Source organism: Winogradskyella jejuensis (genome assembly GCF_900129745.1).
Lineage (GTDB): Bacteria > Bacteroidota > Bacteroidia > Flavobacteriales > Flavobacteriaceae > Winogradskyella > Winogradskyella jejuensis.
In genome coordinates this window covers 418,576-444,858 of record NZ_FQWS01000001.1, presented here as the reverse complement: position 1 = coordinate 444,858, position 26,283 = coordinate 418,576, and the positions used below count along the sequence as shown (strand labels likewise).

Annotated in this window: 26 protein-coding genes and 1 tRNA gene; 19 read left to right on the top strand and 8 right to left on the bottom strand. The window is 35.8% G+C overall.

Features of this window, described 5'->3' with window-relative positions:
- Window positions 1-3 precede the first annotated feature (3 nt).
- The 5 genes from BUB95_RS02200 to BUB95_RS02180 all read left to right on the top strand — a co-directional run bounded on the left by BUB95_RS02200 (window position 4) and on the right by BUB95_RS02180 (window position 6,015).
- Entirely contained in the window at window positions 4-3,267 is a 3,264-nt protein-coding gene (locus BUB95_RS02200; protein WP_073082440.1) for an efflux RND transporter permease subunit, read from the top strand.
- Window positions 3,268-3,290: 23 nt separating this feature from the next.
- Complete coding sequence (locus BUB95_RS02195; protein ID WP_073082437.1) at window positions 3,291-4,604, top strand: TolC family protein; 1,314 nt, start codon at window positions 3,291-3,293, stop codon at window positions 4,602-4,604.
- An 11-nt stretch (window positions 4,605-4,615) separates the two neighbouring features.
- Window positions 4,616-4,798: a CPXCG motif-containing cysteine-rich protein gene (locus BUB95_RS02190; RefSeq protein ID WP_073082434.1), complete on the top strand. Its 183-nt coding sequence runs from the start codon at window positions 4,616-4,618 to the stop codon at window positions 4,796-4,798.
- A 128-nt stretch (window positions 4,799-4,926) separates the two neighbouring features.
- A complete protein-coding gene (locus BUB95_RS02185; RefSeq protein WP_073082432.1) occupies window positions 4,927-5,772 on the top strand; it encodes a leucine-rich repeat domain-containing protein in 846 nt (281 codons plus the stop codon).
- A 170-nt stretch (window positions 5,773-5,942) separates the two neighbouring features.
- Window positions 5,943-6,015 (top strand) — tRNA-Met (locus BUB95_RS02180).
- A 101-nt stretch (window positions 6,016-6,116) separates the two neighbouring features.
- Here the strand turns inward: BUB95_RS02180 and BUB95_RS14270 are convergent.
- On the bottom strand, window positions 6,117-6,254 hold the full coding sequence (locus tag BUB95_RS14270) for a hypothetical protein (RefSeq protein WP_159432627.1): 138 nt from the start codon (window positions 6,252-6,254) through the stop codon (window positions 6,117-6,119).
- On the opposite strand from BUB95_RS14270, the gene BUB95_RS02175 reads away from it, so the two are divergent.
- The 5 genes from BUB95_RS02175 (at window position 6,255) to BUB95_RS02155 (ending at window position 11,360) form a co-directional block, all read left to right on the top strand.
- Window positions 6,255-7,094, top strand: coding sequence for a universal stress protein (locus BUB95_RS02175; protein WP_073082429.1), 840 nt, complete (start codon window positions 6,255-6,257; stop codon window positions 7,092-7,094).
- 180 nt (window positions 7,095-7,274) lie between these two features.
- A complete protein-coding gene (nrdG, locus tag BUB95_RS02170) occupies window positions 7,275-7,724 on the top strand; it encodes an anaerobic ribonucleoside-triphosphate reductase activating protein (protein ID WP_073082426.1) in 450 nt (149 codons plus the stop codon).
- 3 nt (window positions 7,725-7,727) lie between these two features.
- Entirely contained in the window at window positions 7,728-9,593 is a 1,866-nt protein-coding gene (gene nrdD / locus BUB95_RS02165; protein ID WP_073082422.1) for an anaerobic ribonucleoside-triphosphate reductase, read from the top strand.
- A 101-nt stretch (window positions 9,594-9,694) separates the two neighbouring features.
- Window positions 9,695-10,051 (top strand): c-type cytochrome, encoded by a 357-nt coding sequence (locus BUB95_RS02160; RefSeq protein WP_159432626.1) that lies wholly within the window; start codon window positions 9,695-9,697, stop codon window positions 10,049-10,051.
- The gene (locus BUB95_RS02155) at window positions 10,044-11,360 is read left to right on the top strand and encodes a cbb3-type cytochrome c oxidase subunit I (protein ID WP_073082419.1); all 1,317 of its coding nucleotides are present in this window, start codon (window positions 10,044-10,046) and stop codon (window positions 11,358-11,360) included. Before BUB95_RS02160 ends, BUB95_RS02155 begins: the two co-directional genes overlap by 8 nt.
- Before the next feature lie 27 nt (window positions 11,361-11,387).
- Here the strand turns inward: BUB95_RS02155 and BUB95_RS02150 are convergent, their stop codons facing one another.
- A complete protein-coding gene (locus BUB95_RS02150) occupies window positions 11,388-11,834 on the bottom strand; it encodes an RrF2 family transcriptional regulator (RefSeq protein WP_073082416.1) in 447 nt (148 codons plus the stop codon).
- Window positions 11,835-11,949: 115 nt separating this feature from the next.
- On the opposite strand from BUB95_RS02150, the gene nadA reads away from it, so the two are divergent.
- From nadA to BUB95_RS02135, 3 genes are read left to right on the top strand one after another with little or no spacing between them, the layout of a single operon-like run.
- Window positions 11,950-12,891 carry a quinolinate synthase NadA gene (gene nadA, locus BUB95_RS02145; protein ID WP_073082413.1) on the top strand — a complete coding sequence of 314 codons (942 nt, stop codon included), beginning with the start codon at window positions 11,950-11,952 and terminating at the stop codon, window positions 12,889-12,891.
- A complete protein-coding gene (gene nadB, locus BUB95_RS02140; RefSeq protein ID WP_073082411.1) occupies window positions 12,888-14,471 on the top strand; it encodes an L-aspartate oxidase in 1,584 nt (527 codons plus the stop codon). The genes nadA and nadB overlap by 4 nt, the downstream gene beginning before the upstream one ends.
- Before the next feature lie 5 nt (window positions 14,472-14,476).
- Window positions 14,477-15,094 carry a thioredoxin family protein gene (locus tag BUB95_RS02135; protein WP_073082408.1) on the top strand — a complete coding sequence of 206 codons (618 nt, stop codon included), beginning with the start codon at window positions 14,477-14,479 and terminating at the stop codon, window positions 15,092-15,094.
- An 89-nt stretch (window positions 15,095-15,183) separates the two neighbouring features.
- On the opposite strand, the gene dsrP is transcribed toward BUB95_RS02135, so the two are convergent.
- The 6 genes from dsrP to BUB95_RS02105 form a co-directional block, all read right to left on the bottom strand.
- Window positions 15,184-16,404 carry a sulfate reduction electron transfer complex DsrMKJOP subunit DsrP gene (gene dsrP, locus BUB95_RS02130; RefSeq protein ID WP_073082405.1) on the bottom strand — a complete coding sequence of 407 codons (1,221 nt, stop codon included), beginning with the start codon at window positions 16,402-16,404 and terminating at the stop codon, window positions 15,184-15,186.
- Between the two features lie 89 nt (window positions 16,405-16,493).
- On the bottom strand, window positions 16,494-17,630 hold the full coding sequence (locus tag BUB95_RS02125; protein ID WP_073085019.1) for a 4Fe-4S dicluster domain-containing protein: 1,137 nt from the start codon (window positions 17,628-17,630) through the stop codon (window positions 16,494-16,496).
- Window positions 17,631-17,640: 10 nt separating this feature from the next.
- Window positions 17,641-18,288 carry a cytochrome c3 family protein gene (locus BUB95_RS02120; protein ID WP_073082403.1) on the bottom strand — a complete coding sequence of 216 codons (648 nt, stop codon included), beginning with the start codon at window positions 18,286-18,288 and terminating at the stop codon, window positions 17,641-17,643.
- Complete coding sequence (locus tag BUB95_RS02115) at window positions 18,278-18,997, bottom strand: nitrate reductase cytochrome c-type subunit (RefSeq protein WP_073082400.1); 720 nt, start codon at window positions 18,995-18,997, stop codon at window positions 18,278-18,280. The genes BUB95_RS02120 and BUB95_RS02115 overlap by 11 nt, the downstream gene beginning before the upstream one ends.
- Before the next feature lie 3 nt (window positions 18,998-19,000).
- Window positions 19,001-21,328, bottom strand: a complete 2,328-nt coding sequence (locus BUB95_RS02110; protein WP_073085017.1) for a periplasmic nitrate reductase subunit alpha — start codon at window positions 21,326-21,328, stop codon at window positions 19,001-19,003.
- A gap of 7 nt (window positions 21,329-21,335) precedes the next feature.
- Window positions 21,336-21,572, bottom strand: a complete 237-nt coding sequence (locus tag BUB95_RS02105) for a hypothetical protein (protein WP_073082398.1) — start codon at window positions 21,570-21,572, stop codon at window positions 21,336-21,338.
- Between the two features lie 187 nt (window positions 21,573-21,759).
- Here BUB95_RS02105 and BUB95_RS02100 point away from each other — a divergent pair, with 187 nt between their 5' ends.
- From BUB95_RS02100 to BUB95_RS02075, 6 genes are read left to right on the top strand one after another with little or no spacing between them, the layout of a single operon-like run.
- The gene (locus BUB95_RS02100; RefSeq protein ID WP_073082395.1) at window positions 21,760-23,199 is read left to right on the top strand and encodes a pyridoxal phosphate-dependent decarboxylase family protein; all 1,440 of its coding nucleotides are present in this window, start codon (window positions 21,760-21,762) and stop codon (window positions 23,197-23,199) included.
- Entirely contained in the window at window positions 23,196-24,377 is a 1,182-nt protein-coding gene (locus BUB95_RS02095) for a molybdopterin molybdotransferase MoeA (RefSeq protein ID WP_073082392.1), read from the top strand. The genes BUB95_RS02100 and BUB95_RS02095 overlap by 4 nt, the downstream gene beginning before the upstream one ends.
- Before the next feature lie 10 nt (window positions 24,378-24,387).
- A complete protein-coding gene (locus BUB95_RS02090; protein WP_073082389.1) occupies window positions 24,388-24,729 on the top strand; it encodes a winged helix-turn-helix domain-containing protein in 342 nt (113 codons plus the stop codon).
- Window positions 24,726-25,469: a sulfite exporter TauE/SafE family protein gene (locus tag BUB95_RS02085; RefSeq protein WP_073082387.1), complete on the top strand. Its 744-nt coding sequence runs from the start codon at window positions 24,726-24,728 to the stop codon at window positions 25,467-25,469. The genes BUB95_RS02090 and BUB95_RS02085 overlap by 4 nt, the downstream gene beginning before the upstream one ends.
- Window positions 25,469-26,050, top strand: coding sequence for a molybdenum cofactor guanylyltransferase (mobA, locus tag BUB95_RS02080; protein ID WP_073082384.1), 582 nt, complete (start codon window positions 25,469-25,471; stop codon window positions 26,048-26,050). Before BUB95_RS02085 ends, mobA begins: the two co-directional genes overlap by 1 nt.
- A complete protein-coding gene (locus BUB95_RS02075) occupies window positions 26,040-26,273 on the top strand; it encodes a MoaD/ThiS family protein (RefSeq protein ID WP_073082382.1) in 234 nt (77 codons plus the stop codon). The genes mobA and BUB95_RS02075 overlap by 11 nt, the downstream gene beginning before the upstream one ends.
- Window positions 26,274-26,283 lie beyond the last annotated feature (10 nt).

Genomic DNA, 26,283 nt, shown 5'->3' with positions numbered 1-26,283 from the left:
CGAATGAGACAGCTGATAACATATTTTATTAAGCACAGCGTCGCCGTAAATGTGGTGATTTTTGCTTTTTTGATATTCGGAATTTTTGGAGCTTCAAAACTTAAATCCTCTTTTTTTCCATTAGTCGATTCTAAAAACATAAGTATTAATGTGACCTATCCAGGTGCTTCTCCACAAGAAGTCGAAGAAGGTATAGTGCTTAAAATAGAAGACAACCTGAAAGGGCTTAATGGTGTTGAGCGTGTCACTTCAACGTCTAGAGAAAATAGCGGAACGATAAATGTAGAAATCGAAAAAGGAAGAGATATCGATTTTATGCTTCTAGAGGTGAAAAATGCGGTTGACCGTGTACCATCATTTCCTGTTGGAATGGAACCCTTAATCGTTGCTAAGCAAGAAAATTTAAGACCTACAATTACCTTTGCTATTAGCGGTAGTAACATTCCTCTAGCGACCTTAAAACAAATAGGAAGACAGGTCGAAAATGATTTAAGAGGTATAGATGGCATATCTCAAATTTCAATTTCGGGCTACCCACAAGAAGAAATAGAAATTGCTGTAGACGAGAATAGTTTACTAGCTTATAATCTAACGTTTACGGAAGTAGCACAAGCGGTTAATCAGGCTAGTCTTATAACCACAGGCGGAACTATAAAAACAGACGCTGAAGAATATTTAATAAGAGCTAACAACCGCTCGTATTATGCAGACGAATTATCTAACCTCATTGTAAAATCAGACCCATCTGGTCGTAAAATTCAGCTGAAAGATATAGCAAACGTTAGAGACCAATTTTCGGAAACGCCAAACGCTAATTTTTACGATAATAATCTGTCTATATCTGTAACTATTACAAGTACCAATTCCGAAGATTTAATTTCTTCAGCAGATAAGACCAAAGCCTATATCGAAGAGTTTAATCAGAAGTACGAAAATGTACAACTTAATGTGGTAAGAGATTTATCAACGACATTAGTTCAGCGTACACAACTTCTAGCGGAAAACGCAGTTGCAGGGATTATTTTAGTACTCATATTTCTGTCCTTATTCTTAAATACCAGGCTGGCATTTTGGGTGGCTTTTGGATTACCTATAGCATTCTTGGGAATGTTTATGTTTGCAGGTTATTTTAATGTAACCATCAATGTATTATCGCTCTTTGGGATGATAATCGTTATTGGTATTTTGGTAGATGATGGCATTGTTATTGCCGAAAATATATATCAACACTACGAGAAGGGAAAGTCGCCAGAGCAAGCTGCAATAGATGGTGTAATGGAAGTGCTACCAGCTATAATTTCTGCAATCCTAACTACAGTTTTAGCATTTGGTATATTTCTATTCCTCGATGGGCGAATAGGGGAATTCTTCGGAGAGGTTTCTGTGGTTGTTATTTTAACATTGGTGGTGTCTTTAGTTGAAGCATTAATTATTTTACCGGCACATTTAGCACACTCTAAAGCCTTGCGTGCAGAAAGTAAAAAGGAAAAAACTGGTATTGCTGGATTTTTTCAACGTGCATTTTCAAAGTTACGTTATATTAACACGTTTGGTGAACGAATAATGAACTGGCTAAGGGATAACCTTTACAGTCCTTGTCTTAGATTCTCGCTTAAGTACAAGTTCTTGACCTTCTCCTTTTTTGTGGTTTTTATGATACTCACGTTTTCTAGTATCGGTGGTGGAATTATTAGAGTTTCATTTTTTCCTCAAATAGCAAGTGATAGGGTGGCTGTAGATTTAAACATGCCGAACGGAACCAACGAAAACGTAACAGATAGCATTATTTCATTTATCGAAGAGAAGGCAATAGAAGTGACAAAGGAAATTAATGACGAGTATCTTGGAGCAGATTCTGAAAAGTACTTGGTAGAGAACATGATAAAGACAATTGGTCCTGGCTCTTCTACGGCACGTTTAGAAATCAATTTATTACCTGGTGAAGAGCGTCCTAACGAAATTACAACACAACTAGTGACTAACAGACTACGCGAGCGTGTAGGTCCAGTTTTAGGAGTGGAAAGTTTGGTCTATGGTGGCGGCGGAAATTTTGGTGGTAATCCAGTATCTGTTTCACTTTTGGGTAATAATATAGCCGACTTAAAAGCAGTAAAAAAAGAACTTAAAGATTACCTAGAGAATAATGCATTACTCAAAGACGTAGCGGACAACGACCCAGCAGGTATTAAAGAAATACGATTAAAATTGAAGGAAAGTGCTTATGCATTAGGCTTGGATTTAAGAACCGTAATGAGCCAAGTAAGAGCTGCTTTTTTTGGTGCTCAGGCGCAACGCTTCCAAAGAGGTCAAGACGAGATAAGAGTATGGGTTAGATATAATAGAGAGAGTAGGTCTTCTATAAATAATCTCGATGATATGCGCATTGTAACGCCTCAAGGCAATCGTATTCCGTTAAGGGAAATTGCTGATTATACCATAGAGCGTGGCGACGTTGCTATAAATCATTTAGAAGGTAGGAGAGAGATTCAGGTTACTGCAGACGTAAAAGATGCTAAGAAAACAAGCACAGCAGATATCATGTTAGAAATTAAAGATGAAGTCATGCCAGAAATTCTTTCTAAATATCCAACCGTAACACCATCTTACGAAGGACAAAACAGAGAGCGATTAAAATTAACAAACTCTTTGGGACCTGTTGGTTTGGTTATCTTAGTCTTAATTTATGTGGTTATTGCCTTTACGTTCAGAAGCTATAGTCAACCTTTAATTCTTCTGTTAATTATTCCTCTAAGTTTACCTGCGGTGGCTTGGGGACATTGGATTCACGATTTTCCCCTTAATATATTATCACTTTTAGGAATTATAGCCTTAATAGGGATAATGGTCAATGACGGCTTAGTACTTATTTCAAAATTCAATACCAACCTAAAAGAAGGTATGTCTTTTGATACAGCACTGTACGAAGCAGGTCGTTCGCGTTTTAGAGCTATATTTCTAACGTCTATTACAACAGTTGCCGGTCTTACGCCTTTAATTTTTGAAGAAAGTCGCCAAGCGCAATTCCTAATTCCTATGGCAGTTTCTATTGCTTACGGTATAGGATTTGCAACGGTTTTGACTCTTATCGTTTTACCAATATTTTTAGCCTTCGGAAATTTTATAAAACTAAATGCAAAGTGGTTGTATACCAATCAAGAGGTGACTAAAGAAGAAGTGGAAAGAGCTATAAAAGAACAAAAAGAGCTTGGCCATTTTGAAGCAGGAATACCCAAAATAGAACAAGCATCTAGTTACGAAAAGGTATAAATGATTTGTTCAGAATAAAACACATGAAACAATTACAAATAATACTATTATTACTCGTTTTTAACCTTGCTAACGCACAACAAGTTGTAAAACCATCGGATGCGGTTCAATTGGCTTTAGAACACAACTATGGTATTCAAATAGCAAATAACAATGTTGAAGTTGCGGAAAATAATAAAGCGATTTTAAACTCTGGTTACTTACCAACGTTGACAGGAAACGCTGGTGGAAATATAGACCGCCAGAATGCCGAAGGACAATTGGCAAACGGTGATACTAGAGTTGCAGAAGGCGCAGAGACAAGACGTTACAATGCATCGATAAACCTTAATTACACGCTTTTTGATGGATTAGGGAGATACTATAATTATAAGCGATTAAAAGAAGAATATAATTTGTCTGAGCTACAAGCGAGAGAAACCATTGAGAACACGATGGTTCAATTACTCACCGTGTATTATAATGTAGCGCGGCAAAGTGAAAATTTAAAATCTTTTGAAGAAACCATCGAAATCTCTAGAGATAGACTTACACGAAGTGAGTATCAGTTTGATTATGGACAAAACACCAAATTAGATGTTTTAAATGCCGAGGTTGATATCAATAATGATAGTATAAGTATTATTAACTCCAGACAAAATTTAATTAATCTAAAACGCGATTTAAACCTAGTTACTGGCAATAAAATTTCAAATCAATTTGAAGTCGATACCACAGTTAATTTTCTATTTCAACTTAACAAAGAAGACTTGTTAAACAAGCTCTATTCAAATAATGTAAGGTTAATTCAGAACGAGAAAAATATTGCTATTAACGAGTTTACACTCAAGGCCAATAAATCTGGATATCTCCCAACCATTGGTCTTACTGGTACTTATGGCTGGAATGAGTCTAACAATAATAGCCCTTTGGCTTTTGTATTGCAAAATACAAGCACTAATGTTGCCGCTGGAATTAATCTAACTTGGAATTTATTCGACGGTGGCGGTACAATTACCCGAGTAAAAAATGCCCGAATAAACCTCGAAAATCAAAAACTTCAGAAAGAACAGCTTAAAATTGAAATCGAGCGTAACTTTAACAATGCTTGGGACGACTATAAGAATAAGTTGCGCATCTACGAAGTGCAAGAGGATAATATTAAAACTGCAAAAAACAATTTTGAACGCACGCAGGAGAAATTCAAATTAGGACAAGTGACTTCAATCGAGTTTAGACAAGCGCAGCTTAATCTTCTCAATGCTGTTTTAAGTAAAAATCAAGCGAAGTACGATGCTAAATTGGCTGAGATTATCGTGCTTCAGATTAGTGGAGAGTTACTTAATGTCGAATTATAATCAATAAAAACGTGGAAGAGTATTTTTTTCAATGTCCGTATTGCTGGGAAGAAATTTCAATGCTAATTGACGTTTCTGTTACTCATCAAACCTACATAGAAGATTGCGAAGTGTGTTGTAATCCAATTCAAGTTACAGCAGTTACTGACGGAACTGTTGTAGAATATGTAGACGCAAACAGCATAGAACAGTAAGGATTCTCCCAAGAACTATTTAAATAGCGTGCATTTCATCGAAAAAACAGATTGTTTTATCGGTAATAAAGTGATTTTCTTATATATTTGAGTTGTTAAAACGGTTCCCTCGCCCAAATCAACCAAATATGAAAACGTTTTACTTTTTCTTATCATGTCTTTTTGTAACTGCAATTTCATTTGCAAATATTTCAAAAACAGAAAAGGACGCTCTCATCGATTTATATAATTCTACTGATGGTGATAACTGGAAAAACAAGTGGGATTTATCTGCTCCTGTATCTTCATGGTATGGAGTTACTATCAAGAACGATAATGTTGTAGGCATTAAATTGATGTTTAATAATTTAAAGGGAGAATTACCAAAAAGTATTAAGAGTCTTAAAAATCTAAAAATTCTAGACTTATCATTTAATGCTATTGGAGGTGAGTTACCTCAAGAAATTACAGAACTAAAGCAACTAGAGTCTCTAAGACTTTATTCCAATAGGATTTCAGGAACTATCCCTAGAAGTATTGGTTTACTAGTTAATCTTAAATCATTAGAAATTTACAATAACGATTTTATTGGTGAGATTCCAGAATCTATAGGAAACTTATCAAATCTAGAAGACTTAATTTTAAGTAGCAACCAGCTTACAGGCAAGTTACCAACCAGTTTATCCAAATTAAAGAATCTAAAAGTTCTTAGTGTTTTTGATAATAAATTATTCGGAAACCTTCTAAGTGATATAGGTAATTTAGCCAATCTTGAAGAATTGGTTTTATCTAACAATAGTTTTTATGGTAGTTTGCCTTCTAGCTTAGCGCGGTTAAATAATCTAAACACATTATTGTTAGGCAACAACAGTTTTACGGGTAACTTTGCAAAGCTTCAAGAGCAGATGCCAAACATCAAAACATTTGATATTGACGATGAAAATCGTAAAGGCCAGCTTGTAACTTTAGATGAATTCGTTGATGGCGATAACTAGAGAATAAAAACAGAAGATAATTTTGATAACCTTCAACAAATTTTGAAGGTTATTTTTTTGATAAAACTTTTAAAAGTAAAATAAAGTATTATCTTTGCAGTCCTAAAATGATTGAGTCGGCATTATGAACCGAAAGTTAAAAGCTAAGATTAATCAATTTAGATTTATATCGCGGGATAGAGCAGTAGGTAGCTCGTCGGGCTCATAACCCGAAGGTCACTGGTTCGAGTCCAGTTCCCGCTACTAGTAAAGACAAGGCTTCACAGAAATGTGAAGTCTTTCTTTTTTACATATAGTACAGAATAAGTACAGAATAGTTTTTTTTTCACTCTACATCTTAAAATTTATAGTGTTTTAGATTCATTTGGTATAATTATGCTAATAATATTCTTCTTTGGGTCAAGGCTCCATTTAGAGTGATGATTTATATCATCTTTTATAGCATACTCAAAAGTTACTTTTGAGTTATATAATTTACTCAAATGAAAACAATTCTTATTCCTGTAGATTTTTCAAAAGAATCGGAACAAGCGCTCACCGTAGGAGCTAGTATTGCAAAACGTATATCGGCTAAACTAGTTTTAACCCATATGACGGAGTTTGATGATGTCTCGTTGACTCACGAACCGGTAGATACGATGACAAAGAGAATTTACTATTCTAAGCTTACATCAAAAAGATTTGATGAATTTCTCGATAAGGATTTTCTTGAAAACATAATAGTTGAGCCTGTACTGCAAAATCATATCGACTTTAAAAGTATTAGTACAATGGCTGAAGAGATTTCGGCTGATATGATAATAATGGGTTCTAATGGTAGTAAAGGTATTTCCGAAATAACTACTGGTAGTAATACAGAAAAAGTAGTGAGAAACTCAAGTGTTCCTCTCTTAGTAGTCAAAAAAAATGGAATTCATTTTTCGTCAGAAAATGTTTTATTTGTCAGTGATTTCAAGGAGGAAAGTGTCGATGCTTTTAAACGTATATCCATTGTAGCGAAAATGCTTAATGCTAAAATGGACTTTTTATATATCAATTTACCTGGGAAATCTTTTAAAAGTACAAAGCAAATGGATGAAACGTTGTTCGCCTTTTTTAAGAAAGCTGAACATCCAGACCCAGTAGCCGCTATTAAAATGGTAAATCGTTATGCAGACTTTTCTATCGAAGAGGGAATCAATAATTATTCACATTTATCTTCAGCAGATATTATTGCAATTCCTACTCACGGAAGAAAAGGCTTATCGCATCTATTACACGGAAGTATTAGTGAAGATGTAGCTAACCATTCTATGAAACCTGTACTTACTGTAAAGATTTGATGTGGCTCAGAGCTATCTTATAAAATAATATCGTCTTAAGAAGGATATAATTCTGTGCGATTATGCCTGTATTTAAGGATTGTTAATAACCCTTTTAATAACTACAAAACATAATTTTAAAATAAGTGCGATAAAAAAATATCTTTATAAAAGATTAAAAGGTCTTTTAATACTTAAATTATGCATTGTTACGATTTTCACGTTGTTTTACAAGAAGTTCCGGGGGAGATAAGTTTATGTTTTACTATTTCAGGCTGTCCATTAAGATGTAAAGGGTGTCATTCTCCTTTCCTTTGGAAAGAAGGAAGTGGTGCAAAATTGACAAATAGTGCTTACAGAGCAATTCTTTACAGATATTTCGGCTTTGCTTCTTGTGTGGTTTTTATGGGTGGAGAATGGCATAAAAAAGAACTTATCGCAAAGTTGAAATACGCTCAAGCACAGGGTTATAAAACTTGTCTTTACACTGGTGAGGAAACAATTGACTTAGAAGTTAAAAAGCATCTTACTTGGCTTAAAACAGGTCGTTGGGACTATAAAAAAGGAGGTCTTGATAGTATTACCACCAACCAACTTTTTGTCGAAGTCGCCACTAATAAAAAACTGAACCACTTATTCCTAAAACAATAAACTATGATACGATTAACCCAAGAACAAATTGATAAAAAAATAGATTTCATCAAGCAATATCTTAACTCAGCAAATGCTGCTGATGGCTCTAAAGTAGACGCTAACGCTAATGTTACCTCAAAAAATATCGCTACTATGGAAGCTGAGATAAACAAAGATGTCAATATTCAGGTAAATCGTGAATTAATAAAACAGAAAATAAATGCTCTTTATGGAGAAGAGCTCGCCAATGAATATATACGACAAATAGAGTCTCACGAAATCTATGTTCACGACGAGACTTCTCTTAAGCCGTACTGCACATCTATAAGTATGTATCCTTTTTTACTAGATGGACTTACTAAGCTCGGTGGCGAAAGTCGTGCCCCAAAGCATCTTGAAAGTTTCTGTGGTGAGTTTGTAAATCTCGTTTTCGCGATAAGCTCACAATTCGCAGGTGCCCTTGCTACGGTAGAGTTTCTAATGTACTTTGACCATTTTGCATCTGTAGATTATGGAGAAGATTATTTAAATACCAATCAAAAACTTATTGAAAATCATTTACAACACGTCGTTTATGCAATAAATCAGCCTGCTGCTGCAAGAGGCTATCAATCTGTGTTTTGGAATATTTCGTTATATGATGAAGCGTACTTCAATAGTATGTTTGGTGATTTTGTTTTCCCGGATATGACCAAACCTCAATGGAAAAGCGTTAAAAAATTACAGACGTTTTTTATGAAATGGTTTAATCAAGAACGTTCTAGAGCCATTCTTACATTTCCTGTAGTGACTGCAGCGATGCTTACAAAAGATGGGCAACCAGTAGATTTAGAATTCACAGAAATGTGTGCACAAGAGCTAAGTGAAGGCAACTCATTTTTTATCTATCAGTCTGAAAATGCAGATAGTCTAGCTTCCTGCTGTCGATTACGTAATGAAATTAGTGATAACACCTTCAGTTATTCCTTAGGTGCTGGTGGTGTGGCCACAGGTTCTATAAATGTGATTACGTTAAATATGAATAGGCTTATACAGAACAATGCAAACATTGTTGAAGAGGTTAAAAAAGTTCACAAATATCAAGTGGCTTTTAGGAAATTGATGGAAGAATATTATGAAGCGGGATTACTGCCAGCCTATAGTGCTGGATTCATATCATTGGAAAAGCAATTCCTGACAATAGGCATTAATGGAATGGTAGAAGCAGCAGAGAGTCAAGGCGTAACAGTCGGAAACAATAAAACATATAAAAACTTTGTAAATAAATACCTAAAGCTAATATATGATGAAAACAGAGCAGGAAAACTAGAGTACGGATATATGTTTAATACAGAATTTGTTCCCGCAGAAAATCTTGGCGTGAAAAATGCTAAATGGGATATGGAAGACGGATTAATAGTCAATAGAGATTGCTATAATTCCTATTTCTATATAGTTGAGGATGAAACCACAAACTCTTTGGACAAAATAGTACTGCACGGCAGCGAGACTATAAAATACTTAGATGGAGGTTCTGCACTACATCTTAATTTAGAAGAAACTCCTAATAAAGAAGGATTTATAAAGCTTATTTATGCTACTGCTAAAGCTGGGTGTAATTACTTCTGTTTCAATATTAGAATAACGATTTGTAATGATTGTGACCACATCGATAAAAGTACAGTATTTAGATGCAAAGAATGTGAGTCTACTAATATTGACCACGCAACGCGTGTTATAGGGTATTTAAAACGCGTATCAAATTTTAGTTCTGGGCGACAAAAGGAACATCATCTAAGACATTATCATACAGAAACAAAAAATACTTCTTTAAATACTCACAGAGTAAGCCTGCTTCAAAAGATAGAGGCGCAACCACTAGTGAAGGCAATATATGAAGAATTGTAATTGGTAGCTTTGTTGTGTTGGTCTGGTCTGTAAATAGAGGTACTCAAATTAAGCTGATTGTACTGTCATCCCTTATTGTAATTCTAGTAATCTACAATCGATTGATTTATAGTTCACATTCCTATACTCCATCTATCGCCTTATCCCCCAAAGCAATTACTGGGCAAAATTTATGGCAGCGTAACAATTGCTGGTCTTGCCATCAAATTTATGGATTAGGAGGTTATTTAGGACCAGACCTTACCAACATATACTCAAACCCTAATAAAGGTCCCGATTATATCAGCACCTTTTTAAATAGTGGGGTTCAGAGTATGCCTGTCTATAACTTTTCAAACTCCGAAAAGGAAGCAATTATAGAATATCTAAAAGCAATAGACCAATCTGGGGTTTATCCAAATAAAGAATCCGTAATAGAAGCTACTGGCTGGGTAAAAATTAAGTATAAAGATGAATAGTAAATATCCATTATACTTTATAATACTTGCATTGGGTTCGTTGTTATTAGGCGTTATTTTTGGACTTGTTGCTTCTTTACAGTATATCTATCCAGAGTTTTTGAAAAATGCTCTTCCATTTATCAAGCTTCGTCCGCTGCACGTCACCTCTGGAATATCTTGGATTATTCTCGGCGCTATTGGTAGTATATATTTCTACCTAAATAATTTGAAATTCTACTCTGTTAAACTATTGAAAACACATTTTACTCTTTATCTATTAACTGGCATATCACTCTATTTTTCGTATGTACTGGGTAATATGGATGGGAGAGAATATCTAGCTTTCACTCCTTTTTTGATTATTCCAATATTATTTGGTTGGCTTTTGTTTGGCATCAACTTATTTAAAACACTATGGAGTAGTATTTCAAACTGGCCAGTCTATTATTGGATGTGGGGAACAGGTATTGTTTTTATGATTTATCATTTATCAGAAGCTCATTTTTGGCTTATCGAAGAATTTAGAATGAACTTCACAAAGGATATGGCGGTACAATGGAAATCGTACGGTTCTTTTACGGGTTCTTGGAATATGCTGGTCTATGGCATATCAATTTATGTGATGACGAAGATTAAAGGAGATGAACAAATGGGTCGAAGCAATAAAGCATTTTTCTTTTACTTCCTTGGGCTTACTAATCTTATGTTTGGTTGGGCACATCATACATACTTTTTACCCACACAACCTTGGATTCGATATGTTGCTTACATAGTTAGTATGTCAGAGTGGATTGTTCTAGCTTCAATTATTTATGATTGGAGACGTGGATTACCTATTCCTAATTTTCAAAAACACTCAATGGCAATAAAGCTAATGAAGACAGCAGACTTCTGGATATTTGCTAATCTAGTTTTAGCACTATTGATTTCAATTCCTGCAATAAACTATTATACACACGGTACACATATAACGGTTGCGCATTCAATGGGCACTACCATTGGCATAAATACAACAATATTATTTTCTTCCATTTATTATATTGTTGGTACACTTAATAAGAAATATCAAGAGACGACTGTTTTACAAAAAGTGAGCATTAAGCTCTTCAATGGAGCATTGATAGTATTCGTAGTTTCATTACTCGCAGCCGGAATTAAAAGAAGTCACTGGATTCATTTTTCAGATAATTCATCTTTCTCAGAAATGCAAGATGCCCAGTATGTTGTTTATATACTACTTACTGTTTCAGGTCTTGGACTATTAATGGCCATCTATTTTATTGCCATACCTGTACTGAAAAGAATGATGCAACTTATACGTCATTAAGGCTAATTTTTTATGCTCTAGTTTGTATCAAATATCTAATCCTTTTAATGAAATAAGGGTGTTGTCACTTTCCATTTCTTCTATCAAGTCATTTATAGTTTTACCTTTAAACTTCTTCAGTAAATTTTCCTTAAAGGGAGCAACAATATGATGAACAGGGCAAGGATTATCTCCATTACATTTTGATAAACCTAGAAAGCATTGCTCAAACTTGTGACCTCCATCTATACATTCAACAACATCCCATAGGTAATTTTCTCTATTGTCATCAGAAAGATAAAACCCACCAGTAGGACCTTTAGTTGAGGATATAATCATATTTGACGCTAGCTGTCGTAAAAGTTTAGCCAAAAAAGGCGACGGAGTCTCTAATTCTTTAGCAATCGACTTAGCACCTATTTTGTTCTCTGGGCTGCTATTTTGAGCTAAATATAGCATAGCCCTTATCGCATATTTAGAAGCGTTTGATAACATATTGTCTATAATTAAAAGGTTAAAGATAATAAAAAGATGTTTTTATCCTTTATAATGATATTTGTCATCGTTTGTGTAATTCTAGAGTTCTATTTTTCAATTTTACAAGAATAGAATGGATGTGGACTTAAAAAATAAAATTTTAAAGCTTAAAGCGAAAAAGAATGCAGTCATTTTGGCGCATTATTATCAACGCCCAGAGATACAAGAAATCGCAGACTATGTAGGAGATAGTTTTGGACTTTCACAGAAGGCTGCAACGACAGATGCCGATATTATTGTTTTTGCGGGCGTGCATTTTATGGCAGAAACTGCAAAAATTCTCAATCCTACAAAGAAAGTGGTTTTACCAGATTTAAACGCTGGATGCTCTTTAGCAGATTCTTGTCCTCCTGATACATTTGGAGATTTTGTAGCAGCTCATCCCAATCACGTCGTTATCACATACATTAATTGCTCAGCAGAGATTAAAACGATGAGCGATTTAGTCTGTACCTCTTCTAACGCCTTAAAAATGGTAAACTCTGTTCCAAAAGGCAAACCTATCATTTTTGCTCCAGATAAAAATTTAGGTAAGTATATCATAAAACAAACAGGGCGAAAGATGCTTTTGTGGGACGGTAGTTGTGTGGTTCACGAAGCATTTTGTATCGATAAATTATTGGACCTCTATCAGAAAAATCCAGGTGCTGTAATTATAGCTCACCCTGAGTCTGAAGAGCATATTTTAAAAACAGCGAGTTACATAGGTTCTACCGCGGGAATGATAAACTATGTAAAGGAGCACCCAGATACTAAATTTATTGTCGCTACTGAAGCAGGAATATTGCACGAGATGAAAAAAGAAGTGCCTAATGCACAACTCATCCCTGCACCCATTCAGGAAGACAATACTTGCGCGTGTAGTGAATGTGCGTTTATGAAAGTAAACACACTTCAAAAACTATACGATTGTCTCAATAATGAAAATCCAGAAATAATCGTTCCTGAAAACATAAGAGCGAAGGCTTTACAGCCCATAGAGCGAATGTTACAACTGTCAACACCTCAAGTATGATTACGACAGACTATTTAGTTATTGGTTCTGGAATAGCAGGGTTAACTTTTGCTGCAAAAATTGCTTCAAAATTTGAAGACAGAACTGTTAGCGTCGTTACAAAGGCTACTGCAGATGAATCCAATACCAAATATGCACAAGGTGGAGTAGCTGTAGTTTTAGATTTTAAAGAGGATTCTTTTAAAAAACATAGTAATGATACGCTTATTGCTGGTGATGGATTATGTAATGAGGAGGTTGTAAAAATGGTTGTTGAAGAAGGCCCGAGACGATTTAAAGAATTACAAAGTTGGGGAGCTAGTTTTGATAAAGACGCATTGGGAACTTTAAACCTAGGTAAAGAAGGCGGTCATTCGGAAAACCGTATTGCACATCACAAGGATATTACTGGTTATGAAATTGAAACTACTTTGTTAAACCACATTCAGGGGTTATCAAACGTAACCATTTATAAACACCACTTTGCCATTGATTTAATTACAGAGCACCATTTAAAAATTGATGACTATAATAGCATTATTTGCTACGGAGCTTATATAATGAATCAAAATACAGGAATTATTGAAACCATTAAAGCTCGTGCAACGTTATTAGCCACAGGAGGAATAGGTAGAGTATATGGACATACCACAAACCCCGATATTGCGACAGGTGACGGTATTGCAATGGCATATCGAGCAAAAGCTTATATCGCAGATATGGAATTTATTCAGTTTCATCCTACGGTGTTTTATGACAAAATGGTTGGGCAATCGTTTCTTATTTCTGAAGCTGTAAGAGGTGCTGGAGCATATTTAAGAAATAAAAAAGGTCGCAGGTTTATGCTAGATTATGACGCCCGTGGCGAACTTGCTTCTAGAGACATTGTCGCAAGAGGAATAGATAATGAATTAAAAAATAGTGGAGAACTTTGCGTCTATTTAGACTGCACCCATCTAGCTATAGAGACTGTCAAGGAGCAATTTCCTAACATTTATAAAGAATGCCTTGCAAGAAATATAGATATTGAAATAGATTACATTCCAGTAGTGCCAGCATCACACTATTTATGCGGAGGAATCGATGTAGATAAAAATGGAAGAACCTCTATTAAGAATTTATTCGCCTGTGGTGAATGTTCAAGAACTGGGTTGCACGGAGCAAACAGGTTAGCTTCAAATTCATTACTGGAAGCTTTGGTGTATGCAAATACCATTTTTAGATATATAAGTACACATCCTACAGCATTACCATCGATGAATATACCGGACTGGGACGATAGAGGAATAAGCCATAGTAATGCAGTTTTTATCAGCAAAAAAACGCAAGAATTACAGAACTTAATGAGAGACTATGCGGGAATCGTTAGGAGTAATAACCGTTTAGATGAAGCTTTTAAACAGCTCCAACTATTATATGAGGAAATCGAAACCTACTATAAAAACTCAAAGTTAAACACAGAGTTATGTGAGCTTAGGAATATGATAAATGTGGCGCACTTAATAATTAATCAATCTATAGAACGCAAAGAAAATAGAGGCGGCTTTTTTAGTATGGATTATATTGAAAAGTCAGAGCACTTGCAAAACGATTTATTTTAAACAATATGAAAAACCTAATAATTAAAGAAAGCCTGCTAGAAGCATACAACTATAAGGGCTACTCAGAATTAATAAAACAATTAGTAGCTGACGAGAAATCAACGGGACCAGAGCAAACCGAACAGCACATTGAATTTACAAAACTAAATGCCAGTAGAATGCGAAGACTGGATAAAACAATAAAAATTCCAAGAGATGCTATAAGCGATTTTCAGAGTATTAAAGAAAAGCAAACTTGGCTCGTGATACTAGAGAGTTGGTGTGCAGATGGCGCACAAACAATTCCTATTTTAAATAAGATTTGCGAGACAAATAGTAATCTAAATTTAAAAGTAGTGTTACGAGATGACCATCCAGAATTGATGAATCTATTTTTGACTAACGGAACACGCTCCATTCCAAAGTTGATTATTCTTGATAATCATAGCAATGTTCTTAATACTTGGGGGCCAAGGTCTGAAATGGCTACAAAAATGGTTGAGGCTTATAAAAACCAAAATGGAGGAATTGATGCCTCCTTCAAAAGTTTTCTTCAAATATGGTATAACCAAGATAAAGGAGAAGCAATTATAGACGATTTGGTGAAACTCACAAGACAATCTTATTTTTTAGAAGACAATTAACAACAAAGAAATGCCTTCAAGCTTTATCGATACTTGAAGGCATTTTAATTAGTAATAGGATATTCTCTTAGCTATTTTTCTTAAGAATCTTATTTGGGTTTGTATCTCAATTCTCCTAACTCTATACCAATGGCAGTTTTTGCTAGAATAGTAAAGACAAATGCACCTAATGCCCAAATACCTAAAGTAACTCCAATTTCAATACCTGTTGGTAGATATTCTGCTATTTTACCGTAAGGACCAGGAATAAATCCAGGTACGATAAGTCCAAAGCCTTTTTCTATCCATATGGCAACAAAAAGAAGGAAACAACAGAAGTAAAGCACTTTAAGCTTATTTCTAAATTTACCAAAGGTCAGTATAATTGTTGCAATCACGTTCATAGGTATGGCTGTCCATATCCAAGGTAGTAATGCATCCTTGCCGTGAAGCCCAAAGAATAAATAGTAAGCACTTTCGCTGTGATGTGTAGGTGCATAAAACTCTTTAAATAACTCAGACACAAGCATTATTAAGTTAATCTGTGCTGCAACGGTAACAATCATTGCAATCTTCTTAATGGTTTTGTCGGGGATTTTAAATGCTGTAAATGACCTAATGACCGCTAAAACCAAAATGATTAATGCAGGTCCAGCAGCAAATGCTGATGCTAAAAAGCGAGGTCCTAGTAAAGCGTTGTTCCAGAAGGGGCGTGCTTGTAGTCCTTGATATAAAAATGCTGTAACTAAGTGAATTCCAACGGCCCAAAAGACCGATAAAACCGCACCAGGAACATATACCTTTTTCTTTGCTTCCTTACCTTGATAATGTCTAAAAAGAATGTAGAGTGGAATTGTAATATTTATAAAAAGATATCCATTTAAAACGATAACATCCCAAGTGAGCATAGAAGCAGGGAAGTTAAAAACCCCTATGCCTGGAATCATATGCCATAAGACAGATGGTCCACCCATATCAGCCACTACAAATGCAAGACACATTATAAGTGCTGCGACAGCAAGTCCTTCACCTATTAATACAGCTTGCTTAAAATCAATATCTTTTAATACATAAGTCGGCATCACTAGCATTACTGCCGCCGCCGCTACACCGACTAAAAATGTGAAATTTGAAATATAGAGCCCCCAACTTACTCTGTCAGTCATACCAGTAACACTCAACCCTTCATCTAACTGAATAGAATAGCAATACATTCCTATAAGCATCACTAGGGTTAAAAACCCCATCCAGATATGATACTTTTTAGACCCTTTAGTAATCGTATCTAAGCTATCGATTACAAGGCTTTTAAACACTTTTAATACACCCATTGTATATTCTTTAAAATCAACTTGTATAGACTCTTATACTTGTCTTATAATGATGATTTATTTGATTTATATATTATATGTTAGACCCCTTAGTCCATAAAGTACCAGAACTTTGGTTCTGTACCTAAATCTTCTTTTAGTCTAAACACTTTCTTATTTTCTAACACCCATCGTATTGTGCTTTTTGGGTCTAATAGATTTCCAAATATTCTAGCACCTGTAGGACAAGCTTCAACACAAGCAGGGTTCTTTCCTTTACGAGAACGCTGCACACAGAATGTACATTTTTCCATTACTCCCTTCTTACGCATTCTATTTCCTAAGTAATGTTGATTCTTATTTACTTCGTTTTCAGGAACTTCAGGTTTACTCCAATTAAAGCGTCTTCCGTCATAAGGACAAGCTGCCATACAGTATCTACATCCTACACACCAGTCATAATCTATCACTACCAGACCGTCTTCTTCTTTCCAAGTTGCTTGTACTGGACAAACATCTACACAAGGCGGATTATCGCAATGAAAACATTGCGTTCCCATATAAAAGTGTCCTTCGGCTGGTACTTCGTGGTAATAATTATCGTCTGCTTCATTAAAATTGAAACCTTTTCCATCATCCATTTCGTGAATGCGTATGTACTGCATCTGTGAATTACGGTCTTGATTATTCTCTTCAACGCAAGCACTCACACAGTTCATATACCCTTGACATTTAGATATGTTAAAAGCATAGCCAAATAGTACATCTTCCTCAGCATTTTTAGAAGACATATTGATGTTTTTACCGGTTCTAAGCTCATAAGACCTCATTAACCTGTCTACAGTACTTTTCTTTTCATCATCGGTCATTAATTTATAATTTCCTTTGAACTGCTCTTCCCAGTCTATTTGTGCTTTTTCTTTACTGTCGCTGTCTTTTGTTATACTAGTACAAGAACTCACAGCGCCAGCTCCTATAAGAAGACTAGCCGTTAATTTTTTAAACGCATCACGTCTGTCCATTTTAACGTCAAATACCTGCTCAAAACCATCTTTCTTCCGTTCATCACCTATGGCAGCATTTACAGCTCTTTCATAAAACTCGTCAGCACTAAGCTCTTCTTCTTTAGTTTGTTGTGCTTGACTAGTACAGCTACCTTGAGAATTTCCACATCCGCAACTGCTAGATGTGCTTTTCTTTTTATTTAGACCTAGGTCTAGAGTGTACCACTTTTTATTATCGCTCATACCTATATTATTAATGTTCTTCTGCCCCATCTAGTCCCTCTTGACGTTCAATGACCTTCTGAGTATTAAACTGTACTGGCCATCTTTTATCAAAACTTGGATTGTGCGGATTATGACAGTTTACGCACGTCATAGATGCTCGTGGTGGTGCCCATCCTGCTACCTTTTTCCCGTGTGCTCCACCTTTCCAGTCTTCAAATTGACTTGAGTGACACTGCGCACATAACTTATAGCTTAAATTGAAATCTATATCCTTACCAGTTAAGCTATTGAGATTATTCATATTCTTGGGGTTATGGCACGTTGCACAATCCATCGTTTCAATAGAGGCGTGATTGATTTTAATGTCCCAGTGCGCTCGTTTTCCATCAAAAGAGCTATTGCTCATTTGCTCAAGCGGTTTGCTATGACATTCAATGCAAGCATACGATTTTATCTGACCTTTACGCTCAGGGATTAAAAAGGTGAATTCTCCTTCTTTAACAGTAATTAAATCAGTGTCTGCAAGCAATTCTTCAGACGATAGATTGCCGTGATAAGGTTTTTGTTTGGCTTCTATTTTATCTGTTATCGAGTGATACTCTCCCTCATTTTTACAGGATAAAAGCGACATCGCTACTAACGTGAGAAGATAAAATGTTAGGTTTCTATTTTTCATTTAATTTGTCAAATTGTCTAAGAAAAGCATCTGCATCTATACGTTGTAAAGGCTTATTCGTTTGAGGTAAATGGCATTGTCTACAGTTGATACGTTCTGGATGAGACACACGTATTTCTTTAGGTGCGCTAGGCCCTGCGTGACAGGAAATACAGCTTTCTCTCATCTGTAATTGATGTGGTATCATAGGCGGGCTTCCCGGCATTGCATTATTTACGCCTTCTCCTATTTTAGGCGGTTCCGCTTTCGCGAAAGTGAACTCTCTGAAAGTAGTATTGGTATTTTTAGTAACGTGACACTGGCGACAATTCACCATTTCTGGGTGAGGCGTTACCGGTGCATAAGCGTTAAATTTTTCTACAAATCCGCCATTCTGGTGACACTGAATACAAGTGTTTCCACCTAAACTGCGTTCCTTTTTTACAGGATGTGGTATGCTAGGTGGTGCACCAGGATAGGCTCTGTTTTCATAGTAATCATCTAGCGAACGTTGATGATTTTCATCAACAGGCATATTTGAATAATCTAGATTAGAATTTTCAAATCGTAGAAATACACCACGCTCTGAGGGAATAAAATTTCCTGTAGGTGTTTCAATTACAGGCGTATACGCTTCTTCTAGTCCTTGCTGATAGCTATAATTCCATACCACTATAAATGCGATAAAGATGACTACAAAAAATGATATGATTCCAAGTCTCTTTCTCATAGGTTATACTTTTTCAACTTTAACCGCACATTTTTTATAATCTGGCTCTTTAGAAATTGGGCAAAAAGCATCAATAGTTACATCATTAATTAGCATATTCTCATCGAAGAAGGGGACAAACACTTGACCTATTGTTGGTAAACCTCTTTCGTTTATGGATGCAGGTAATACACAAGAACCTCTACGGGAACTTACTTTAATACTTTCTCCATTTCTAATACCTAATTTTTTTGCATCATCTGGATGAAATTCTACATATGCATTAGGCATTGCTTGATGTAATACTGGTATTCTTCGCGTCATAGAACCGGTATGCCAATGTTCTACTACACGTCCCGTGTTTAACCAAAATGGATACTCATTGTCTGGTTTTTCTGGTGCTTCTTCAAATGGGCGTTGCCATATAACAGCTTTCCCATCAGGTTTCCCATAAAAATGAAAGGCTTCACCATTATCGCAAGCTGGGTCGTACTTAGAATTAAATCGCCATTGCGTAGACTTTCCATTAACATAAGGCCAAATGACTCCAGACTCTTTTTTTAGTACCTCAAGTGGTGCCATACCGTGTTTGGCTCCCTCGTGAAACTGTTTGTACTCGTTATATATTTCTTCAACGTGATTCTCTTTGCTATAAGGAAATAAATCGCCGTAACCCATTCGTTTAGCGACCTCAATGAACATCCAAGCGTCTTCTGTAGCTTCTCCTGGGGCTTCCACCATCTTGTTCCAATGCTGGGTTCTGCGCTCAGAATTTCCATACAATCCACTTTTCTCTATGTGCCAAGCTGCTGGAAGTATAACATCTGCAACATCTGATGTAGGTGTAGGGAATACATCTGAAACAACGACAAAACACGATTCTTTTTCCATTGCTGGACGGTAACGACCAGTTTTTGGTAATGATACCAGCGGGTTAGTAGCTTGAGTCCAAATAAACTTGATATCACCTCTATCTACGGCTCTAAACATTTCTGTAGCGTGATAGGTAGGCTTAGATGGAATACGTTCGTAAGGCACTTTCCAGATTTTAGCTGCTAGTTTTCTATGCTTTTCATTCATCACAACGCCTTTAGGTAGCTTGTGCGTAAATGTTCCCACTTCACGAGCAGTACCACAAGCAGATGGTTGTCCAGTTAATGAAAAAGGGCCATTACCTGGTTGCGATATTTTTCCCGTAAGTAGGTGCATATTATAAATAAGATTATTCATCCAAGTACCGCGGGTATGCTGATTGACACCCATACACCAAAAAGAAACTACTTTTTTATTGGGGTCTCCATAAATAGCTGCCAAATATTTGATATCCTTTACAGATACTTTAGAGTATTTAGAAACTTTCTCAGGACTGTAATCTTTTAGAAATTCTTTGTATGCCTCGAAATCAATTTTTTCTGGTTTGTCAGTAAACTTATAATTGTCTTCAAGACCATAACCCATATTCGTAATTCCTTTACTGAAGTTACAATGCTTCTCTACAAAAGACTTGTTCATCCAACCATTCTTAATAATCTCGTAACAAATGGCGTTCGCAACGGCTAAATCTGTTTGTGGCTCAAATAAGATAGAACGGTCTGATGCGGTACTAGAACGCGTCGTTCTTGTAGCAAAATCAATAATTTTTGCACCGCGTAAAGATTTTTGTTCTAACATCCTTGAGAACAATACAGGGTGCATTTCTGCCATATTATTCCCCCAAGTCACAAAGTAATCTGCGTGGTCTATGTCTTCATAACATCCCATAGGCTCATCTGCGCCAAAAGTTGTCAAAAATCCTGCAACCGCACTTGCCATACATAAACGTGCATTACAATCTAGGTTGTTAGTACCTATTGCACCTTTCATCAATTTAGAAGCAACATAACCTTCGGGAATGGTAGATTGACCAGAAGTATACATTGCAACGGAATCTTTACCGTGTGTGTCAATAGTACTCTTCATTTTATTTGCAACGATATCTAGTGCTTCATTAAGGGGTGTTTTAACGTAACGTCCATTTTTCTTTACCAATGCGTGCTCTAGCCTATCTTTAGATTGAATACACATAATCTGGTGATATCCCTTTACGCACAGTAAACCTTTATTTACAGAAGAATTGGGGTCTCCCTTTACAGCAACTGCTTTTCCATTTTCAGTACCTACGAGGATACCGCAACCTACACCGCAAAAACGACAAGGCCCTTTTTTCCAGTCTAGATTACCATTGTCTTCAATACCTTTTTCCTGCTCGCTGGCAAAAACAATTCCAGGAAACATTGAAGCAGCGGCAGTCATAGCAGATAGCATTGCCATTTTTTTGATAAAAGTTCTTCTACCGTTTATAGATTCGTACATAGACATATTAATTTTGTGGAGTATTAAAACCAGAAACTAAAGACAAGAGCTTTAAGCTTTGAATGGCTTCTATTTTTTGTTTAAGTATTTCTTCTTCCATATCATTAGGAGTATCGGTCACCAGTGCTACTACATCTTGGTTCTCAGCGGGTATAACCTCACATTGTTCAAAACTTAATAAAGCTTGCATTAATTCTTCCTTCTTCCCTGTCATAGCGTGGGCTATATAGCTTTTTACTGGCATCAGATTTTATAATTTGTACTGTTAAAGTAGTAATCTCTTCATTGAGATTTTAACAATTTTTAACAAAGTAGTAAAAATATACAGGTAGTCAAATTAAAACGATGACAAAAGTCACCTTAAACAAAAAATACTTAACGCTATATTTGTGAGGATATAACGAATTCATATCTTTCAAATTAATATTAAGATGGTAAAGGATTTAAATTTAACTGAGACAGAAATGAGAGACTTAGGATATCGCGTTGTTGATACTCTGGTAACCCATTTTAATGAATTGCCACAAAAAAAACCAGTAGCATTGGGAACTCGCAAGGAGATGGATTTTCTTTTTTTAGAAGAAGCACCTCAAGGAGCAACCCAAGTAAATGACGTTCTAGATTTTGTGGTTAAAAATGTCTTTACAAATACTAATTTGGTAACACATCCTAAATCTTATGCCTTTGTGCCAGGACCTAGTAATTACGTGAGCGTAATGGCGGATACTCTGGCTACTGGATTTAATACTTTTTCTGGAGGTTGGAATGCATCTCCAGCTGCTTCAGAATTGGAAATTGTAACCATAAATTGGCTCCTTAAAATGTTTGGGTTACCTCCTAAAAAAGGAGGTGGTCTTTTTACCAGTGGAGGTTCGGTCGCAAATCTTACTGCTTTGGTAACAGCTCGAAATAAAATGTGTGGTGAAGACTTCTCGAAAGCTAGAATATATCTTTCAGACCAAGCCCATTCCTCTAATGTGAAAGCCATTAGAATAATGGGGTTAAAAAAAGAGCAAATTAGGATTATTCCAACAGATTCAGAGTATAGATTTTCAGTTAATAAACTAAAGAATGCCATTGCAAGAGACCGTCTCGAAGGGTATGTGCCATTTTGTGTTATTGCCTCGGCAGGAACTACAAATACTGGAACTGTAGACCCTTTGCAAGAAATTGCAATTATTTGTAAAGAGGAAAAAATTTGGTTTCACATAGATGCTGCCTATGGCGGTGCGGCTATCTTATCTCAACAAGGTAAAAAGCTTTTAAAAGGAATTCAAAAGGCAGATTCTATTACCGTAGACCCTCATAAATGGTTTTATCAACCCTATGAAATGGGCTGTTTATTAGTACGTGACCACAGCTGGTTGAAAAATACATTTATAGAAAAACCAGAATATTTAAGAGATATTGAAGGCAATGAGTCAGAGATTAACTTTTATGATATGGGAATGCAGCTTACCCGTAGGTTTAGGGCATTGAAACTTTTTATGTCTATTAAAACTTTTGGTTTAGACGCTTTTGCGAAAGCGATAACTTACAACATTGAACTAGCCGAAATTGTTGAGAGATTATTGAGAGAAAGCTCTCGATGGGAGGTTATCTCATCTGCATCTCTTGCTATAATTAATTTTAGATATAACCCCATTTCCTTGGAGTTATCAGAGAAAGAAATTGATGAGTTGAATCAACATATTGCTTCTAAGGTGACCGAATCAAGAGAAGCTATACTTGCAACAACTATTTTAAATGGGCAGGTTGTGTTAAGAATGTGTCTTATAAATCCTAGAACTACCATAGATGATGTTAAGGAAACACTTCTACAATGTGAATCATTTGCAAGCCTAAAACTAGAAAATGTTTTCAGTGTATGATAGATATAAAGACAGCTCAAGAACTAGTTTTATTGCATAGCTCAACGATTACTAAAATTGTAGAGTTCAAAATTGAGAACGCTTTAGATTATGTTTTAGCGCTGGATGTAACTTCCGAAATTGATATGCCACCATTTAGGCAATCTGCGATGGATGGCTATGCTATAAATAAGGCTAATCATTCCACTTACAGTGTTGTAGGCGAAGTAAAAGCTGGAGATAATAATAATCTACTATTGAAAGTTGGTGAGGCGGTACGAATATTTACCGGTGCTCCTGTGCCTGACACTGCAAATGCAGTTGTAATGCAGGAAAAAGTTACTCAAGATGATAGTCTCATCAATATTGACGGAGAAATTCAGGACAACATAAATATCAGACCCAGAGGAGAGCAAATAAAAGAAGGTGATATAGCATTAGTAAAAGGCACGGTGATTAAAGGTTCACATATTGGGTTTCTGGCTAGTCTAGGTGTTACAAAAATTAGTGTTTATCAAAAGCCATCGATAGCAGTAATTGTTACAGGAAATGAATTAGTATCGCCAGGCAAATCGTTAGCCTTTGGAGAAATATATGAATCTAATGGCGTTATGCTCACTGCCGTTTTAAATGAATTAGGATATAAAAATTCATCACTTATAAAAGTAAAGGACAACTATGAGACCACTAAAAAATCATTATCAGAAGCCATTAAAAATCACGATGTTGTTATTGTAACAGGAGGTGTATCTGTAGGCGATTATGATTTTGTAAGTAAAGCTTTGAAAGCTATTGAGGTTGAAGAGATTTTTTATAAGGTAAAGCAAAAGCCAGGTAAGCCATTGTTCTTTGGTAAAAAAGAAAATGTCTCCATATTTGGACTTCCAGGTAATCCTGCTGCAGCGCTAAGTTGTTTCTATATTTACGTATACCCGCTTTTAAAAAAGAGTGAAGGAGCGACAACGACAAATCTACAGCGTATTGTGATTCCTATGATATCTAATTACACAGTACAAGGAAATCGTGCTCAATTTTTAAAAGCAAAAATCGAAGAGGATGGAGTCGAAATTCTAGAAGGACAAAGTTCTGCTATGATTAGAGCTTTTGGTAATGCAAATGCACTAGTATTAATACCAGAGAATAGTACACAAATACAAAAAGGTGAAAATGTAAAAGCAATTCTGTTACCAAATAAATAAACTTTTGACTATGAGTGATTACAAAATTAAAAGTAGAATCTGGATTGAAGAAGGAGATAATGTCTTAGTGGGTGAAGGAAGAATAAAGTTGTTGAAAGCGATAGATACAGAAGGCTCGTTATCTAAAGCAGCAAAATCTATAGGAATGTCTTACAAAAAAGCGTGGACACTTATGGATGCGGTAAACAAATCTGCTAAAGAGGCCGTTGTGACAAAAAAAATAGGTGGACAGCAAGGAGGCGGCACTATTATTACACCTTATGGAAAGAAATTAATAACTGCGTTTGAAACCATCAATGAAAATTGCTGGACTTTTTTAGATGAGCAACTTAAAACATTAGATAATATATGATGTTAGAAGTTCCATATTATTGGGTTTTTCTAGGCATATTGCCAGTTATTGCATTCTTGTACGCTGGTGTAGGACACGGTGGCGCTAGTGGTTATTTAGCACTGATGTCTTTGTTTTCTATTGCACCAGAAACGATGAAACCTACGGCTCTTCTTTTAAATCTGTTTGTAGCAGGAACTGCGTTTTATTTCTATTATAAAGAAGGGTATTTCAACAAAAAACTCTTTTTAAGTTTTGCTCTAGCGTCCATACCTATGGCATTCATAGGAGGAACTATTGAGGTAGAAATTGGTGTTTATAAAATCATACTTGGTGTACTACTCATCTTTGCCATATTAAAAATGCTCAATGTATTTGGCAGGGAAAGTGAGGATATTCGCAAGGTAAAATTATGGCAAGGATTGCTCGTAGGAGCTGTGATAGGATTCTTTTCTGGCCTCATCGGTATAGGTGGTGGAATCATTTTAAGTCCTGTTATTTTATTGTTGCATTGGGGTAAAATGAAAGAAGCCGCAGCGGTTTCGGCCTTATTTATTTGGGTAAACTCGGCAGCTGGTCTGGCAGGTCAATTTAGTAATGGAATCACATTAAATAGTCAGTCTTTTTTAATGGTAGCTCTTGCCGTCGTAGGTGGTTTTCTAGGTAGTTATTATGGCAGCAAAAAGATGACAAATAAAGGTGTGCGTTATATGCTGGTTATTGTATTATGCGCCGCTTCGGCAAAATTAATTCTGGTATAATGATACATAAAAAGGACATAACCGGAATTATACTAGCGGGAGGAAAAAGTTCCCGAATGGGTACAGATAAAGGCTTTCTACTTTGGAAAGGCAGACCATTTATACAACACAGCATTATAGCTCTTAAACCAGTAGTAAGTAAACTAATTGTTGTGAGCGACCATACGCACTATGATATACTAAGTTATAAACGTGTGCAAGACATCTATCCAGACGCTGGACCTTTATCAGGATTATACAGTGGCTTGAAAGCAAGTGAAACAGAATTCAATCTCGTTCTAAGCTGCGATGTGCCACTTATAAATAGCAGTGTTTTGGAAAAATTACTAACAAATTATAATAATGACATAGCAGCTGTGGTATGCTCAGCAGATGATAAGATAATGCCATTAGTCGCTCTGTATCATAAAAACTGCTATCACGTATGTAAGTCATTACTCGACAAGGGCGAACGAAGGATGATGCGCTTGCTTGACCATCTACCCAGTATAAATTATGTGCTGTTAGATGAAAATGAAACAGAAAGTGTGAAAAATATTAATAGTCCAACGGACTTAAAAAATATAGAAAATGCAAATTGATATCAAATACTTCGGAATGCTTGCCGAGATTACTGGTTGCGATTCTGAAAAAGTAGAGAGTGAAATACAAACCGTTGCAGATTTGCAAAAGGTATTGTTAGATAAATACCCAGATTTTAAAAACAAGGATTTTAGAATTGCTCAAAATCAAGAATTGGTTGCTTTAGAAACCAAATTAACAGGACAGGAAATAGCAGTCTTACCACCATTTGCAGGTGGTTGAATACTATAGG

Coding starts and splice junctions, on each gene's coding strand:
- BUB95_RS02075 (WP_073082382.1), top strand. CDS start 26,040: ATGCAAATTGATATCAAATACTTCGGAATGCTTGCCGAGATTACTGGT.
- BUB95_RS02185 (WP_073082432.1), top strand. CDS start 4,927: ATGAAAACGTTTTACTTTTTCTTATCATGTCTTTTTGTAACTGCAATT.
- nrdG (WP_073082426.1), top strand. CDS start 7,275: ATGCATTGTTACGATTTTCACGTTGTTTTACAAGAAGTTCCGGGGGAG.
- BUB95_RS02125 (WP_073085019.1), bottom strand. CDS start 17,630: ATGAGCGATAATAAAAAGTGGTACACTCTAGACCTAGGTCTAAATAAA.
- BUB95_RS02120 (WP_073082403.1), bottom strand. CDS start 18,288: ATGAAAAATAGAAACCTAACATTTTATCTTCTCACGTTAGTAGCGATG.
- BUB95_RS02100 (WP_073082395.1), top strand. CDS start 21,760: ATGGTAAAGGATTTAAATTTAACTGAGACAGAAATGAGAGACTTAGGA.
- nrdD (WP_073082422.1), top strand. CDS start 7,728: ATGATACGATTAACCCAAGAACAAATTGATAAAAAAATAGATTTCATC.
- BUB95_RS02175 (WP_073082429.1), top strand. CDS start 6,255: ATGAAAACAATTCTTATTCCTGTAGATTTTTCAAAAGAATCGGAACAA.
- BUB95_RS02150 (WP_073082416.1), bottom strand. CDS start 11,834: ATGTTATCAAACGCTTCTAAATATGCGATAAGGGCTATGCTATATTTA.
- BUB95_RS02155 (WP_073082419.1), top strand. CDS start 10,044: ATGAATAGTAAATATCCATTATACTTTATAATACTTGCATTGGGTTCG.
- BUB95_RS02195 (WP_073082437.1), top strand. CDS start 3,291: ATGAAACAATTACAAATAATACTATTATTACTCGTTTTTAACCTTGCT.
- BUB95_RS02135 (WP_073082408.1), top strand. CDS start 14,477: ATGAAAAACCTAATAATTAAAGAAAGCCTGCTAGAAGCATACAACTAT.
- BUB95_RS02110 (WP_073085017.1), bottom strand. CDS start 21,328: ATGTACGAATCTATAAACGGTAGAAGAACTTTTATCAAAAAAATGGCA.
- BUB95_RS02090 (WP_073082389.1), top strand. CDS start 24,388: ATGAGTGATTACAAAATTAAAAGTAGAATCTGGATTGAAGAAGGAGAT.
- BUB95_RS02085 (WP_073082387.1), top strand. CDS start 24,726: ATGATGTTAGAAGTTCCATATTATTGGGTTTTTCTAGGCATATTGCCA.
- BUB95_RS02115 (WP_073082400.1), bottom strand. CDS start 18,997: ATGAGAAAGAGACTTGGAATCATATCATTTTTTGTAGTCATCTTTATC.
- BUB95_RS02095 (WP_073082392.1), top strand. CDS start 23,196: ATGATAGATATAAAGACAGCTCAAGAACTAGTTTTATTGCATAGCTCA.
- BUB95_RS02200 (WP_073082440.1), top strand. CDS start 4: ATGAGACAGCTGATAACATATTTTATTAAGCACAGCGTCGCCGTAAAT.
- dsrP (WP_073082405.1), bottom strand. CDS start 16,404: ATGGGTGTATTAAAAGTGTTTAAAAGCCTTGTAATCGATAGCTTAGAT.
- nadB (WP_073082411.1), top strand. CDS start 12,888: ATGATTACGACAGACTATTTAGTTATTGGTTCTGGAATAGCAGGGTTA.
- mobA (WP_073082384.1), top strand. CDS start 25,469: ATGATACATAAAAAGGACATAACCGGAATTATACTAGCGGGAGGAAAA.
- nadA (WP_073082413.1), top strand. CDS start 11,950: ATGGATGTGGACTTAAAAAATAAAATTTTAAAGCTTAAAGCGAAAAAG.
- BUB95_RS02105 (WP_073082398.1), bottom strand. CDS start 21,572: ATGCCAGTAAAAAGCTATATAGCCCACGCTATGACAGGGAAGAAGGAA.